This window comes from Thermodiscus maritimus, from assembly GCF_055382595.1.
Map to the genome: position 1 here is coordinate 127,882 of NZ_AP042434.1, position 15,256 is coordinate 143,137.

12 protein-coding genes and 1 tRNA gene are annotated in these 15,256 nt (G+C 54.4%); 3 read left to right on the forward strand and 10 right to left on the reverse strand.

What is annotated here, in order from left to right; translation table 11 throughout:
- Positions 1 to 24 precede the first annotated feature (24 nt).
- Positions 25 to 2,229 carry an ABC transporter permease gene (locus ACZ47H_RS00675; protein WP_464933309.1) on the reverse strand — a complete coding sequence of 735 codons (2,205 nt, stop codon included), beginning with the start codon at positions 2,227 to 2,229 and terminating at the stop codon, positions 25 to 27.
- Between the two features lie 109 nt (positions 2,230 to 2,338).
- Positions 2,339 to 3,994, reverse strand: coding sequence for an ABC transporter substrate-binding protein (locus ACZ47H_RS00680; RefSeq protein ID WP_464933991.1), 1,656 nt, complete (start codon positions 3,992 to 3,994; stop codon positions 2,339 to 2,341).
- Positions 3,995 to 4,232: 238 nt separating this feature from the next.
- Between ACZ47H_RS00680 and ACZ47H_RS00685 the strand changes: the two genes are divergently transcribed.
- From ACZ47H_RS00685 to ACZ47H_RS00695, 3 genes are all read left to right on the forward strand, one after another.
- Positions 4,233 to 5,342: a motility-associated ABC transporter substrate-binding family protein gene (locus tag ACZ47H_RS00685; protein WP_464933310.1), complete on the forward strand. Its 1,110-nt coding sequence runs from the start codon at positions 4,233 to 4,235 to the stop codon at positions 5,340 to 5,342.
- A gap of 162 nt (positions 5,343 to 5,504) precedes the next feature.
- Complete coding sequence (locus tag ACZ47H_RS00690; protein ID WP_464933311.1) at positions 5,505 to 7,637, forward strand: metallophosphoesterase family protein; 2,133 nt, start codon at positions 5,505 to 5,507, stop codon at positions 7,635 to 7,637.
- Between the two features lie 91 nt (positions 7,638 to 7,728).
- Positions 7,729 to 7,806 (forward strand) — tRNA-Pro (locus ACZ47H_RS00695).
- 167 nt (positions 7,807 to 7,973) lie between these two features.
- On the opposite strand, the gene ACZ47H_RS00700 is transcribed toward ACZ47H_RS00695, so the two are convergent.
- The 8 genes from ACZ47H_RS00700 to ACZ47H_RS00735 form a co-directional block, all read right to left on the reverse strand.
- Positions 7,974 to 8,204, reverse strand: coding sequence for a hypothetical protein (locus ACZ47H_RS00700; RefSeq protein WP_464933312.1), 231 nt, complete (start codon positions 8,202 to 8,204; stop codon positions 7,974 to 7,976).
- A 184-nt stretch (positions 8,205 to 8,388) separates the two neighbouring features.
- On the reverse strand, positions 8,389 to 9,354 hold the full coding sequence (locus ACZ47H_RS00705) for an AbrB/MazE/SpoVT family DNA-binding domain-containing protein (protein ID WP_464933313.1): 966 nt from the start codon (positions 9,352 to 9,354) through the stop codon (positions 8,389 to 8,391).
- Positions 9,354 to 10,076 (reverse strand): uroporphyrinogen-III synthase, encoded by a 723-nt coding sequence (locus ACZ47H_RS00710; RefSeq protein WP_464933314.1) that lies wholly within the window; start codon positions 10,074 to 10,076, stop codon positions 9,354 to 9,356. The genes ACZ47H_RS00705 and ACZ47H_RS00710 overlap by 1 nt, the downstream gene beginning before the upstream one ends.
- Positions 10,043 to 10,807 carry a uroporphyrinogen-III C-methyltransferase gene (gene cobA / locus ACZ47H_RS00715; protein ID WP_464933315.1) on the reverse strand — a complete coding sequence of 255 codons (765 nt, stop codon included), beginning with the start codon at positions 10,805 to 10,807 and terminating at the stop codon, positions 10,043 to 10,045. Before cobA ends, ACZ47H_RS00710 begins: the two co-directional genes overlap by 34 nt.
- Complete coding sequence (hemC, locus tag ACZ47H_RS00720; RefSeq protein ID WP_464933316.1) at positions 10,770 to 11,657, reverse strand: hydroxymethylbilane synthase; 888 nt, start codon at positions 11,655 to 11,657, stop codon at positions 10,770 to 10,772. The genes cobA and hemC overlap by 38 nt, the downstream gene beginning before the upstream one ends.
- On the reverse strand, positions 11,654 to 12,934 hold the full coding sequence (gene hemL / locus ACZ47H_RS00725; RefSeq protein ID WP_464933317.1) for a glutamate-1-semialdehyde 2,1-aminomutase: 1,281 nt from the start codon (positions 12,932 to 12,934) through the stop codon (positions 11,654 to 11,656). The genes hemC and hemL overlap by 4 nt, the downstream gene beginning before the upstream one ends.
- A complete protein-coding gene (gene hemB, locus ACZ47H_RS00730) occupies positions 12,931 to 13,953 on the reverse strand; it encodes a porphobilinogen synthase (protein WP_464933318.1) in 1,023 nt (340 codons plus the stop codon). Before hemB ends, hemL begins: the two co-directional genes overlap by 4 nt.
- A complete protein-coding gene (locus ACZ47H_RS00735) occupies positions 13,937 to 15,142 on the reverse strand; it encodes a glutamyl-tRNA reductase (protein WP_464933319.1) in 1,206 nt (401 codons plus the stop codon). Before ACZ47H_RS00735 ends, hemB begins: the two co-directional genes overlap by 17 nt.
- Between the last annotated feature and the right edge of the window lie 114 nt (positions 15,143 to 15,256).

Consider the following 15,256-nt stretch of genomic DNA (forward strand, 5'->3'; position numbering starts at 1 on the left):
TTAGGATATAATAGTGGTTGCCGGCTACGCGCCTATAAAGGCGTAGCTCTGCTTCAACCCCAGTATCACTATCAGTATTGCTAGAAGCTGGAATAGGATCAACAATACTCCCATGGCTGCAACATATTGTATGCCTGCGAGCTGTCCTCCAATATAGATGTTCTTCATGTAGAATGTCATAGGCGCCTGGTCGGGGCGGAGAGCGCCTATAGTTACGCTAGTGGAGACCTCGGTGCTGATGTAGATGAAGCCGATCACTGCTCCGCTGATGATGTACGAGAGGATTAATGGCAGGACTATCCCGAAGACCGTCTTCCTCCTCGTGGCGCCCAGGTTCAGGGCGGCCTCCTCGAGCCCCTCGTGGACCTGCTGGAACCCGGCGTATACGCTCCTCACGACGAAGGGCAGCTTCCTAATACTGTATGCTATGATCAATACTACCCACGCCTGGAATATTGTGGGGCCAGCCGTGGGGTCGAGGGGGGTGTTGGCGAAGAAGTCCGCGAAGAAGTAGAAGTAGCCCAGGGCTACCACCAGGCCGGGTATAGCTATAGGGATCGTTGCGAGGGCGTCGAGCGTTGGAGTTATGAACTTTATCCGGGTCCTGCTCACCGCGTAGCCTATCATTATTGAGAGGGTGACTGCTATAACGACTGCTGTAAGCGCGTATGTGATCGTGTTCCTAATGTACATGAATATGTTGGGGTTGGTGAAGAGTTCTAGGAAGTACTTGGCTGAGGCGTTGTGGAGGTTTAGAGAGAACTGGGTTGGAGGCATTATGTTGAATGCTAGGAGTATGACTCCTATCTGTGGCAGTGCAGTCCAGAAGATCAGGGGGAGGAGGACAAGGTATACCGCTAATAGGCCCTTCCATCCCAGCCTTCTCTCCCTCTTATGCCACCTCCCACCCCTGCTTATCATAGCGTAGCTCCTCATGCTGATGTAGTTTCTTATGGCGAGGAAGCTCACTACTGCCAGGAATAGCATGACGAACCCCAGCGCCGCTATCTCTGGAGATACTATGCCGGTCTCGCTGGTGAAGCTACTGTAGATCTGGTAGCTCATCAGCCTCCTCTCTTGGAAGACGATCGGCGCCCCCAGGTCCTCGAGGCTGAATATGAAGACTATAATCGACCCTGCAGCTATGCCGGGGAGTGCTAGGGGGAGGGTTACGGTTGTGAAGAGCCTTAGTCCGCGGGAGCCTAGGTTCTCCGCCTGCTCCTCCATACTCGGGTCTATGTTCATGAAGGCAGAGTAGGCGTTGAGGTATACTATTGGGTAGAATGCCATGATCTGGGCGATGGTTACTCCAGCGAGATCCTTGATCTCCACGGCATAGTTGAACAGGTGGAGTGTTATCCATGAGATTGGGCCAGTTGCGCTGAAGAGGAGCTTTATAACGTAGCTGTTTATGAAGGGGGTTACGAATAGGGGGACTATAGCGAATAGTCTTATGAAGGTCCTCCCGGGGAAGTCGTATCTCGCCAGCACGAACGCTACTATGATGCCGAGGAGAGTGGCTGCGCTGGTGACGATTACGCTGTTTATCAGGCTGTTCAATAGTACCCCGTGGTCGACGCCGTCTATTACGAGTACCCTCGTCCCTCCCCTAACCTGCCATGACCATAACGTGTCCCCGAAGGACTGGAGCTTGACATATGATCTCCCGGTGAATATCCTTACGAAGTTCTCATAGAAGGGGGTCCCGGGAGGAGTTATGAATGCGTTCCAGAGCATTATTAGAACTGGTGTGACCAGGAATACTAGGAGGATCACGCCGCCTACAACTAGGAAGGCTATTATTATAGTGTCGAGCTTGAACATGCTGGTCCTGATCCTCTTACCGAGTGGGACCTTTACCCTAGCCTCCTCCACCCTAGTCCTCCGTAGGCTGGCTGTATAAGTCGCAATGTGGACTAAGATTACTGGGGCTAACAGGAGTGCTACTGCCCGTGCAAGCCCCGGTATCCGGAGGAGGATGATCAGGGTGTCGTAGAGGTATGCTATCATGACAATGAAGCTCATAGACATGCTGTACTTTAACCTGTTGGAGTCGAAGCCTTTAGCATACATTGCAGCGGCTAGAATTATTGCTGTAGCCCATGCAATCCACTCCCCGTGAGGGACTTTTAAGAGCTCAACTAGTAGATAGTAGGCTAGTGCACCTGCTAATCCTGCTAGGAATAGGTGCCTGGGCTTGTAGCGGGGTTCAACGCTGTCCTGGCCCATGACCCTTATCCTCCAGCATCCAATGAGGGGAAGCGTGGACTCCTAGATGGACTCGTAGAATGGATGGGTTAATAAAAAGGGGGAATTGTGGAGGCTCCCCGGTTAGACCCTACTTCTTAAGGATATAATATGCTATACCTATTATTATGATAATGACGATTACAGCGGCCGCCCACGTGGTGGCGCTCGTCCCCTTCTCAGCAGCGGTTGCCGCGGTGCTGGTTGTGACGCTGACTGTGCCTGTCGCGGTGGTGGTTGCCTGTCCACCCTGGAGCATCTGCTGGAGGAGCTGGTAGGCTTCCTGGTAGCGCTGTCTAGCTCCGTCCTCCCACTCCTGCATTAGAGCCTGGTATACTGCTGGATCGCTTATGTTCTTGCTTATCTTTATAGCGTATTCCTTAGTGAATGTGACCTCCTGGCCAGTTACCGGGTCCTTGAACTTGAAGGGCTCAGTGAGCTTTTCGACTAGCTGGTTGAACTGGTCCTTAGTTATCTTCCCGTCAAGGTATGCCTTCGCGATCGCAGCCCATGCCTGCTGTAGGTCGTCGTGTGCGTTAACGAGTGTGGCCTTGAAGTAGAACTGCATTGGCCTCTCAGTTAGGCCTGCGAGCGTCTCGTTGAACTCGATGCTAGGCGAGTTGATTGCGGTCTGATAAGCTTGTAGGAGGTCATTCCTCTGCTGGCCCAGGGTTGTGTTGAATACGCTTGGGTTAATGGGTAGCCTGTTCACGTCGGGGTCAAGCCATATCTGCTGGCCACCGTACTGGCTGAGGACCCATGCAACGAAAGCCGCCGCCTGGACCGGGTGGTTTGTCCCCTTGATTATCGCTATTGGGTCAGCGTTTACAATGGTGAGGCCCTGTGGCAGGATGTACTCGCAGTCTGGGTTCTGGTGCATTGCTGTATAGCCGTAGAAGTCAATAGTTATCCCAGCGGCTATCTCGCCCCTTATGACAGCATCCCTAACACCGCTGCTCGAGTCGTAGATCTTGGAGTTAGCCGCCATCAGGGTTAGTATCTTCCAGCCCTCATCCCAACCGTAGCCCTGGAGGACGATCTCGTACATCCTTGTATTACTGGTGCTCATAGTCGGGTCTGCCACCCCTACGAGGGGGGTGGTGGGGAGCTCTTTGGCGAATATGGGGTTGGTTAGGTTATCCCATGTCTTAGGCGTGGGGAGATTGTACTGTTCCAGTACCTTGTGGTTCACCGTTATCCCGAAGCTGCTAATCGCGGCTCCGATCCAGTGGATTAGCCCATCACTGCCCTTAAGGTACGTTGGGACTCCAGCTATCTCCTTGGGTATCTTTGTCATCTCATACATTATAGCCTGGTATTCTGGGTGAGCCGTCGTGTTTAGAGGCTCTAGGTATCCTAGGCTGTCAATATAGTTGAATAGGGTTGGGCCTCCTCTCCAAGCTACGTCTATAGGTCTCCCTCTCTCTATCCCCTTCTTAATGTATGTCTCCCACTGGGCTGGACCCGCCTGTACAAACTGTATGTTCTTAATACCAAGCTCCTTTGCAACCGGAGAGTTTAGGAACTTCTCTCTCGTCTTCTCTAGTATGGTTGACTCGTGCCTTGTAATAATTATCAATGTTACTCCATCCTCGTGGGGTAGGCTCTTAAGATAGTTGAGCCATGGGAAGGGCTCCTGTGCATTCCCCCAAGGCCACTGCTCCTGCTGTGCTTGAGGGAGGATGGCGAGGGTGACAGGAGCTGCTATGAGAGCGATCAACATGAGGGCAACTAGCCTGGTTCCCACCAACATTCATTCCCTCAAGTAATCCGAGTCCCACACGTATAAAAATAAGGATTCACTCTCGCCGGTCAGCATCCTATCATTTATGGCGATAGTATTACTGCTTGCAATGAATGGTGTTTATGTGGTTTAATGGGTAATCCCATTCTCTCCCAGATATCATAGAGGGAACCCAGCTAAATCCTTTAAAGCAGGAGTCTCAGACCCGTTTACGCGAGAAAGCCGATCTGGGTGGAATATGGTGAAATACACGAGAGTTGCTTGGGGGCTCATGCTCCTAGCCGTATTCCTCATATCCCCCTTCGCGTTCACAACCGCTCACCCTGCGCTGGCAGAGTCGAATAACACGATAACGGTGGCTGTCGACCTTTCCCATGGGGAGAGCGATAAGTATCTCGACTATATAATGGGCAATATAACCTTCGTCAACTGGGTGGTGATAAACGCTAGCCCAATAACCCTCGACACCCTCAAGAACGTGGACGTCTTCATAATAGGCCAGCCAACAATCGCATTCTCCACCGACGAGATGGACGCTATTGTACAGTGGCTTGCCCAGGGAGACAAGGTCCTCTGGGTGGCCGGCGACAGCGACTATGGCAGCGGAAACGCTACCCAGGTGTATGTGAACAATCTGCTCGAGTATATCGGGGCGAAGCTCAGGGTGGAGTACGCGAGCTTCTACGACGACATACACAACGCAGGGGCGTTCTACAGGGTCCTAACCCATGTTGACCCAGACAACGTACCCTACCTCCACACTGACATAATAAAGGAGGGGATCACCAAGCCTATACTAGGCCACGGTCCCGCCCCGGTCATATGGGTCGATGAGCAGGGGAACCCACACGATATTGTAAACGAGACTTTCCCCGGCCTCGTCAGGATAGCTTGGAGCTACAACACCAGCTACATCGGCGACAACAACCCACCGGACCCACTAGTATATAGTCCGCTATTCTACGGTAAGGGTGCCGGAAACTTCACCTTCGTATTCATAGCAGCAGAGTTCCACAACGACACCCACAATCTAATAGTTGTAAGCGGAGAGTCTCCCTACGGAGACTACGAGCCCACCTGGTCCCCCGAATACCATGGAGTACAGCTTGATGGACCCAAGTTCGTGACCAACATGATCAAGTGGTTCCAGACCCTCGTAACAGAGTTTGCATCCGCCCCCGGAACCACAACAACTACAACCACAACAACCACTACAACAACTCAGAACAACTACAACCACAACAACAACCACCACCAGCCCTGCGACGACTACAACAACCACTACGGGAGGCGCCGCTACTACCACCACGCCAGCCGCAACCACCACTACGCAGGCAGGTGGGGGCGGTAACACCGGGCTTATAATAGGCTCAATCATACTAATACTAATAATAATAGCTGGAGCGGTATACTTCCTACGCAAGTAAAAACAATACACTTTTTCCCTCTTTTTAATTATCATATATAAGTTTTTAAACCCGTCGCCCAACAGTCAAATACGCGAGGGATCCAGATGATTCACGCAGGAGAGCATAAAAAGCTCCTAGCTCTACTCCTCCTAACAGCTCTCCTGGTAGCCCCCACCGCATACCTTGCAACAGCAAGCGGGCAAGACAACGGCGTTCTTCCTAACATCAATCAAGCAGGCATCCCCAACCCCCTCCTAAACATTGGCCCAGGACTCCCCGCTATCGTAACCCCTGGTGGGACGGTAACGATTACCTTGAAGAGCAGGTATACTACGGAGAATATAACCTCTGCTAAGATACTAGCAATCTACCTCGAAAATGGTAAACTTGTCGAAGCGACAGCCGACCTTCCAGTAGCGAGAATAAACGAGTCCTCATATAACCTCACAATTCCCTCGGGTGTCAAGGGCGGACTCTACGACCTTATACTGAATACAGAGTCGGGTAAGACGCTCGTATCTGCTAGGAGCATCTGGGTGATAACCTCCCCCAGCCAATTCAACGGATTACTGCGCTTCCTCCACATAACTGACGTCCACTTCGGGGCTGGTGAGCCTAACCCTACCATCGGAGACTATAAGAGGGCTGCAGGCTTCCTATTCAGCCAGCTAGCAGGAGTGGACATGATCCTTAATACTGGAGACGAGGCAGACACTGCGTCTTCCTCCCAGTACTTGGCAAGCCTCGCTTACAGGTACATGCTGGCCTATCCTATTCCAGAAGTCCTCAACCCGGGCAACCATGACTGGCCCATAAAGAACTTCATAAATTACTATGAGAAGGACGTCGCCTACACAGTCATACCAGGGACACTTCTTATAGCATACGTCGACACCGGTGAGGATGGCTACGCCAACTGGACACAGCTTCAAGTGCTCAAGAGCATACTAGAGAAGTACAGTGACATACCATACAAGATCGTGATGATACACCACCCTGTCTTCTACTATCAGGGAGAAATAACCTTCAACAGCCAGGAGAATACCTCTCTCCTAACCAACCCGCATGAGAACAGCAACAGCATTGTGAGCTACTACTGGGGTGAGAACCTGACTGCAACCAGGTACTTCCTCAAGCTATGCGAAGACTACAATGTAACCCTTGTCCTAGCCGGCCACATACACCATGACATGTATGTCAAATTCCACTCATCGAGAACGAACACTACCACACTCTTCCAGACGACTACAACTCTATCCCAGAGCTCAGGAATGTACCAGGGATTCCAAGTATTCACCCTCAACCTTACCAGTGGAAATATCTCATACCCGCTATCCCCGCCGTGGTTTGTAGGCTACAAGAACCAGTCCGTCCGCGACACGTTCAACTCCATACCCAATACTCTACCTCAATACTCGAGGAACTGGAACCAGAAGATATTCGATAATACAACATACTACGGTGAACTCATAGAGGGTAAGAAAGCCCTCATCCTTAAACTAGTCAACAACCTACCCTACTTTGACGTTAACAGGACCATTATACTAGCCCTGCCCTGGCCCTCCGGCTACCAGGTGAACTTAAAGCTGCTCGACTCAACAGGGGCTAGCGCCGAGATCGTAGACCAGCTCAGGGTAGACGAGTTGAACAGAACCTTCATAGCACTCCATATCAACTTACCCCATAACTCAGTACTCAAACTTGCATTATATACTGAGGAAGACAACGACGCCCCCCAGGTGGAGTTCAAGACCATATTACCAAAGCAACCGTCAGTTAACAAGACCGTAAAGCTATACGTGAACGTGGACGACAACTCCTGGGGAGTAAGCAAAGTTACAGCGAACATAACAGCCTCAGCGGGCGAGGTAAAGGTATTCAAGTTCACACCTTATGGCGGAAACACCTATCTAGCACAGTTCCAGGTAATATCCAATGTTCAGGCTAATGCTACCATAACGGTTACCGCAGAGGATTTCGCGGGTCATACCACAACAAAAAGCATAACCATAACACTAGCAGGGCCCACGCCACCAACAACAACGACTCAAACCACACACTCGACAACAACCACAGCTCCAGGCACAACAAGCCCCACTACACAAGCTACGACAAGCCAGGCGCAAACTACCACCCCTGCGGCCGGAGGAGAGAGTAGTAACACTATCCAGATCATAATAGCCATAATAATAGTGCTAGTGATAATTGCCATCGTAGCACTCGTGGTTGCGAGGTAAATCTCCTCATACAACGTGCAGAGACTGCTAAACCCACCCCTTCACCTTTTTACCCCCTCCCCACGAGTATCTAGTGTCTTGGAGGATGCGGGGGGCCGTCGTCTAGCCTGGCTAGGATGCGGGGCTTGGGCCCCCGTGGTCCGGGGTTCAAATCCCCGCGGCCCCACCAATCCCTATCCATAATTAATCCTCGACCGCCCTCGAAACAAGCTAATCGAATACGACAAGCCCAACACCGTATACTAGCAACGTGGCTATTACCGCGTCAATAGTGATCGAGAGGGGGTAGATGTTTGAGAACGGCCTTATGCTCTCTGGGAGAAGGAATTTAGTTTACTATTGCCATCGCCGCCTCCTGGCTCCTAGCCGGGGGGCTAGGAGGAGGCCTGATCCTATAGTAGAGAGGCTCCTATGATTATTATGGAGCATTGTTGCGAGCGTTGCCGGCAAGCTCACGTTGTAGTCTGCTCCAAGCACTATGCTGGAGGCTAGGATTTCTAGAGGGGAGACTGCTTCGGCCAGGAGGGTTGAGAGTGTAAATGATAATAGTAGCTCCCGGGTCCTCATAGTGGCAGCGGCTTCCTCTCTAGCTCTAGGCGTCGAGCATAGGAGTGAAGACTGGCCCCTAGTAGCGGGTGCCCTCTACGAGATCTCACCCCGCTATGGGGGTTTTGCCGTTCACAGCATCGGGGATATTGATTATTACAATGCTGGTCTTGTACAAGATCGTCTCGATCCGGGGGAGCCGGGCCTACTTCTTATTAGAGGCGAGGCCCGCTATAACCCTGCATACTGCCACGTAGGATGAGATTATCATGAGCCTAGTTATATCGTGGAGCTTCCCTGCTATCACGGCCGCAGCCTTGCTCTTCGCGCCGAGCATTAACTGCTCTGAGAGCGCCCTAGTCTTCATGAGCTCCCCTTGCAGCTCTACGAGCCTCTTAACACTGGGGTTGGCTAGTGTCCTGAAGAGCAGGTCTCCGGAGACCTCTATCCCTCTTGCTATATTAATGAGGGCCTCTAGATCCTCGCCGTCAACACCGTTGAGGGCGAGCCTCTTTGTTGTAAGTATAAGCTCCTGGAGGAGGTCGATCGCGAAGCCAGCATAGCTGGTGGAAAGGGTTACCTGATAGTTCTCTAGACCCCCCTTCCTGGTATACTTTGCAGCCAGATATCTTAGTACAATATAATGGGTCCTCAGGAACTGGGTCCGGACGAGCTCAACCTTCTCCTCGACCCCGTCCCCCTCTCCACGGAGGACTTTTACGAGGAGGTCCACAGTCTCCCTCACGCTCACAGTAAGCGTCTTCAAAAGCTTTGAGAGGTCGATCCTGGAGGGATCCAGGAGTACCTCGATCCTAGCCTTCTCACCTTCGGGAGTGTCGAAGATCTGTAGACCCATGAGGTTAAGCGACCTCTTCTTAGCATCACCAAGGGCCTTCCTTGATGGAAACGCCACCTCGGCTTCGCTGGCGGGTGAGAGGTATATGCAAAGGGGCGTAGATACTGCAAGCTTTTCCGGCAGCTTAGAGAGATCTAGTTCCATAGCAGCGTCCTTAGTCCTTGAGACCGGCATGATCTTGATACTGTCCCCTTCATCGACGAGCATGACCTGAGAGCCTGGGGCCAGGTTATGCCTCCTCGCCCACTCCTTCGGCAATGTCACAACAAGGCTGCTAGTTCCAACCCTCTGTACTCTCCTAACATCTATTTCCATCACTCACCGCCTTCTAGCCTCGTTAAACACTCCGCTACCCCGGCCAGGGTATACTCTCCTGGGATGCAATGGGGTTGCAAACCGTAGCCTTTTAGTGTTTCAGCAGTACTTGGCCCAATAGCAACATACCTCCCCCTCAACCCCCTCCTTGCTAATAGCCTCGCGATCATAGGGCTTGTAGCAATTATGTAGTCAGTGGGAGAGGCCTCAACACCCCTAAGGCACTCCATACACGGTCTAACCATATATGAGTATACTTCAACGTATGAGACTCGGGACTCGGCCAGGATCCTTGGGAGATCCCTTAGAGCATCGGGAGAGCGAACCCCCACAACCCTCCTCATACCATCCATGGCTATGAGGCGGGCGAGATCCTCCCCACGGTACCTCGGGGGGAGCAGTGGCTCGACGCCTAGGGTTAAGGCAACAGCGTCCCTAGTCCTAGGGCCTATCGCGTAGACTCTAACCCTCCCCACCAAGTCAAGCAGCTCTTCCAGTAATCCAGACTCTACTGCGTCCTTGTAGAGGAACCTGGGAGCCCTGGGGCTCGTGAAGGCTACGCTGTCCACCCAGCCACCTAAAGCTATGAGGGCCCCCGCGGAGCCGGGGATGGGCTCAGGCGATAGCACTGGGTGCCACTCGACCCTGCAGGGTCCGAGGCGATCTGGCGGCTTATCCGGGCCGAATACTAGGGCTCTACACCTAGCTTCTCCGCCCTCCACCTGACACCGCCTCCAATGTATAGGATTGCTGGGGGAGCCAGCTCTATGCCCCGTGACAGCAGGTCGCCTATCCTCCCGATTACCGCGTTGGAGCCAGGTAGAGTAGCCTTCTCTACTACAGCAGCGTAGTCTCCTGGCCCCCTAACCTTCACCGCCAGCTCGAGTATGCTCCTAGCCCTCCGGGCAGCCATTAGGAACACGACTGTATCGCTAGCCTCGATTATCCTCGCGGTCTTCTCCACGTCTAGGGGTTTATCCCCAGCTATTGTCCCTGTAGCGACTGTAAATGCTCTACTATACCCTCTAGCCCCTAGAGGGATGAGGTATTCAGCGCTCGCCCCCGTATAGCTTGGAACCCCGGGGACCACTGTGCAGGGTATCCCGTGTAGGGTTACGTGTAGGCACTCCTCCTCACCCCTGCCGTAGGTGAGGGGGTCTCCCCCCTTTAGCCTCACCACAGTGTAGCCTCTAGACGCCCGGTCGACGAGGATCTCGTTTATCTCCTCCTGGGATAGCGTGTGCCTGCCAGGAGCCTTCCCAGCGTATATGAGCTCGGCGTCCCTCGATGCATGCTTTAGAAGCTCCTGGGATACCAGCCTATCATAGACGATAACGTCAGCCTCCCTGAGGGCTTTGAGTCCCTTCACCGTTATAAGCTCCGGATCCCCGGGGCCAGCACCAACAAGGATTACTCTACCACCATGGGAGCCGCTTGACCTCCTCCGCGGCACGAGCACCCACCTCCAAAGGGTCCCTCCCCTCCACAGTGATCCACTCCGCCCTCCCATCACCGGAGAATGAGGCGGCGATGAACCTCAACCGTCCATCCTTATAGAAAGATACTCCCCCCACAGGCTTCGCGCACCCGGCTTGGAGTGCCTCGAGGAAGGCTCGCTCGGCGAGCATCTCCATATGCGTAGGCTTATGAGTCGCTTTTGAGAGGAGCCTTGCAGTACTAGACTCGCTCGGAGCAACCAGGGCTATGATCCCCTGGCCGGGTGCCGGCGTGAAGGGCTTCACTGGCAGAACTACTCTCTGCCTCCCTATACCTAGCCTTACAAGGCCGGCCTCAGCAGTGATCAGGTAGTCTGCTCTCCCCTCGTCCAGCCTCCTCAGCCTCGTGTCTATGTTGCCACGGATCCAGGTTGTCTCAACCCTGGGGTTAACGTGGAGGAGCTCGTACTTGCGCCTCGGAGACCCCGCTGCCACTACGGTTCCGCTGGGCAGCTTCTCCGGGGCGACGGCGGGCCTCCCCCTCCTTGGTATGAGCGAGTCCTCCCGTGGCCCCCTGGGTGAGACTGCGACTATCGTTAGCCCGTTGGGTAGCTGGCTGGGCAGGTCTTTCAGGCTGTGTATGGAGGCGTCCGCTCTACCCTCTAGGACTAGCTTGTCTACCTCCCTCTCAAAGAGGCCCTTGCCCCCGATCTCGTGTAGGGGCTTATCCCTCTCCCTGTCCCCCCGGGTTTGGGTCTTCACCACCTCGTAGCTGACTCCGCCCAGCCTTGTGGAGATGTACTCCATAATGATCTCTACCTGGCGGAGGCTGAGGCGGGAAGGCCTCGCCGCCACCCTTATCCTCAATCCCTGGCCACCCTCTCAACGGCTTTTTCGAAGGCCTCCTGGAACAGCTCTATCTCCGCGTCGCCGTGGACGATGCTCGTGAAGAGGGCCTCCATCTGGCTCGGGGCTATGAGAACCCCGTTCCTAGAAAGCTCCTCGTGGATCTTCAAGTAGGCATCCTTGTCGGCTCGTGCAACGTCTAATGGGGTCTCCACCCGGTCGACGCCTATGTAGAATTGGAGCATGGATTCAACCCTGTTAACCGTGTAGTCGCCTACCCTGCGCCGGAGGGTGTCGGAGATCACCTCCTCCAACGCCCTCGCAGCCCTCGACGCTCGGTTAAGGCCCTCCTTCTCCAGCGTCTCTATTGTTGCTATGCCCGCCGCCATAGATACAGGGTGGCCGTTGAATGTTCCAGCGTTGAAGACGGGTCCCTTAGGGGTTAGGAGCTCCATTATCTCCCTCCTGCCGGCTACTGCTCCTATGGGGAAGCCCCCGCCTATGATCTTGCCGAGGGTCACCAGGTCTGCTCTTATCCCATAATACTCCTGCGCGCCCCCGAGGCTTAGGCGGAAGCCCGTGATGACTTCATCGAATATGAGGATGCTCCCATACTCTCTCGTAAGGCTCGTGAGGGCTTGGAGGAACTCCTTCCTGGGGGGTATTACTCCATAATTCCCTATAACCGGCTCAACGATAACCGCGGCGATATCGTCTCCATGCTCCCTGAATACTTGTTCTAGCCCCTCTGGATCATTGTATTTAGCCACTAATGTGAGCCCGGTTACAGCCTGTGGGACCCCCTTGCTTGTTGGAACCCCCAGGTGGCTCGCAGCGCTCCCAGCCTTCACCAGGACATGGTCGTGGGCGCCGTGGTAGCAGCCTTCAAATTTAACGATCTTATCCCGGCCCGTGAAGCCCCGCGCAAGCCGGATGGCGAGCATTGTAGCCTCGGTCCCGCTGTTAACAAACCTTATGAGCCCCCCGGGGTAGATGTGGTGGAGTATCTTCTCGGCAAGCCTCACCTCATCAATTGTTAGGGCGCCGTACAGCCAGCCGTTCTCAAGGGTGCTCCTAACCCTCTCCAGTACCGCGGGGTGCCTGTGGCCGAGTATTAGTGGCCCATAGCCGAGCACGTGGTCGAGCAGCCTCCTCCCTGCTACGTCATAGATGTAGGGTCCCTCCCCCCTCGCCACTACGAGGGGGAGTGGCTTGTAGAATGCTCTAACCGGGCTGTTCACCCCGCCCACTAGGTAGCGGGATGCCTCCATCAATATCCTCTCGGGGTCCCCAGTCACTGCCCCTTCACCAGCCTCGCCGCTTCTAGGGCGTGGTAGGTGATCACTATATCGGCTCCAGCCCTCTTTATAGCGTAGAGGACCTCCATCATGAGGCTCCTCCTATCAGCGTATCCGTGCCTCGCCATTAGCTCGACCATCATGTACTCTCCACTCACATTATACGCTGCTAGGGGAGCGTATGGGAACCGCTCCTTCACCAGGCGTATTATGTCGAGGTATGCTAGGGCCGGCTTAACCATCACGATATCCGCTCCCTCCTGGAGGTCGAGTGCCACCTCCACCAGGGCGTCCCGGGCGTTACGGGGATCGGCCTGGTAGGACCTCCTATCTCCCCACTTGGGCGCAGAGTCCAATACCTCCCTGAAGGGCCCGTAGAAGTTGCTAGCATACTTGGCGCTGTAGGCCATGATGGCGGTGTCCCAGTAGCCGTTATCGTCGAGGGCCTCCCTTATAGCCTTGACTTGACCGTCCATCATCCCGCTAGGCGCTATAATGTCTGCTCCAGCCTCAGCCTGGCTCACAGCGATCCTCCTGTACAATTCTAGGGTTGAGTCGTTGTCGATACAGTCCCCGAACCTGCACTTCCCTGGCAGCCCGCAGTGGCCGCTGCTGTGGTAGTTGCATATGCAGAGGTCTGTCGCGATCACCGGCTCGTATCCAAGCTCCCTCCTTATACTCCTAATCGCTTCCTGCACTGGACCGTCGCGGGCATGGGCCCTGGACGCCTCCTCATCCTTCTGCCTGGGATAGCCGAAGAGGAGGAAGCTCCTCACACCAAGATCTAGGGCCTCCTGTATAAGCTTCACCAGCTCCTGGCTCCTTGGGGGGTAGTAGTAGTGGCCCGGTAGACTCTCGATCTCAACAGGCTTCGCAACCCTCTCCGAGACGAATACTGGGAGCATGAGAGACCTGGGCTCGAGGCCCGCCTCGGCGACTAGATCCCTTAGCCCTGGGAGGAGGCGGAGCCTCCTAGGCCTAGAGACAGGGTATCCTGGCAGGCTAGTTATGCCCGTCACCCACATCACCCCTTATCCTTCTAGAATACGACTCTTCTAGTACACGTATGAATTCATCGAGCCTCCAGGCTTGGGAAGCGGTCTGCCGGAGGCTCACCATGAGAGGGTGGAGGAGCTTCTTGGAAAATGAGGAGAGAACCAGGTAGGGGTCCCTGCAACCGTTCACCTTCCCGGACTCGACCCTGGCAAGGTGGTCTGCGTATTCCACGAGGAGCTTGAGGATCCTGGAAACATTCCTCTGCCTGACCCTCTCTTCGAGGCGGGCGAGGTCTCCCCTGATTATTTCCAGGGCCTCCCCCATCCACTTCCTCCTCTCCTCAATAACACCCTTAATCTCCTCCTCCAAATCAGTGAGACCGTAGACGTTCACTCCCCTCAAGGCTGGTGGGACTGAGAGGTCGACCACTATCCGCGCTATATCCGACTCAACACTCAGCGTGTCTGGGTCATCGACTGCTATGAAGGCGGCGTCAAACCCCCTATCACCCCCAAGCCTCGACCTCTCCCTCACATCTGCACCGGGGCAGGCTGCATCAACACTTCCCCGAGCCCTCCCCGGGTCCCTCGTATAGACTACTACCTCGCCAGGCCTATGCATACTGCAGAGTATGCGGAGGACCCCCAATCCAGCGTCCCCCGCTCCAACAACCACCACCCTCTTACCATCGAGTCCCCCCAGCTTCTTGGCTACAAGGTGAACTGCTGCCGAGGCGTAGCTGGCGTGGCCCCTAGATATCCCGGTCTGGGCCCTCACCTTCTTACCAGTCACCACCGCCTGGTGGAATATCGAGTCTAGGAGGGGGCTGGTGTAGCCTTTTTCCCTGGCATTGCTCCAGGCTCTCCTAACCTGGCCTAGGATCTCGGGCTCACCGATGATCCTGCTCTCTAGCCCGGAGGCTATCCTGAGTATCCTCTCGACAGCCTCCCTACCCCAGGCTATTCCTGGCTCCACCCCGTACCTCCTGAATATCTCCGCAACCTCCTCGACGGCACTGGGTGTTGCTCCATCCAAGTATACCTCGAACCTGTTGCAGGTGGAGAGTACTACCAGCCCCTTAACCAGCCTCCTCAGCCTGTAGACCTCCTCCCTAGCCTGTGATAGTCTTCCTATCACGTCCAGGGGGGCCTCTTTGTGTGAAGCGTATACTACAGCTATACTATCGAATGGTTCTATTGTTAACTCCTCCAACCCTCAGCCTCCTAGACAAGGGTTGGGCTGGTGCGGGGGATATCCACCATAGTATTTTCGCCTGCATAGCGGCTTCGATGCAGTAATTACTTGTAAGTACGAAGACGGGTATCC

Coding starts and splice junctions, on each gene's coding strand:
- ACZ47H_RS00675 (WP_464933309.1), bottom strand. CDS start 2,229: ATGGGCCAGGACAGCGTTGAACCCCGCTACAAGCCCAGGCACCTATTC.
- ACZ47H_RS00690 (WP_464933311.1), top strand. CDS start 5,505: ATGATTCACGCAGGAGAGCATAAAAAGCTCCTAGCTCTACTCCTCCTA.
- ACZ47H_RS00700 (WP_464933312.1), bottom strand. CDS start 8,204: ATGAGGACCCGGGAGCTACTATTATCATTTACACTCTCAACCCTCCTG.
- ACZ47H_RS00705 (WP_464933313.1), bottom strand. CDS start 9,354: ATGGAAATAGATGTTAGGAGAGTACAGAGGGTTGGAACTAGCAGCCTT.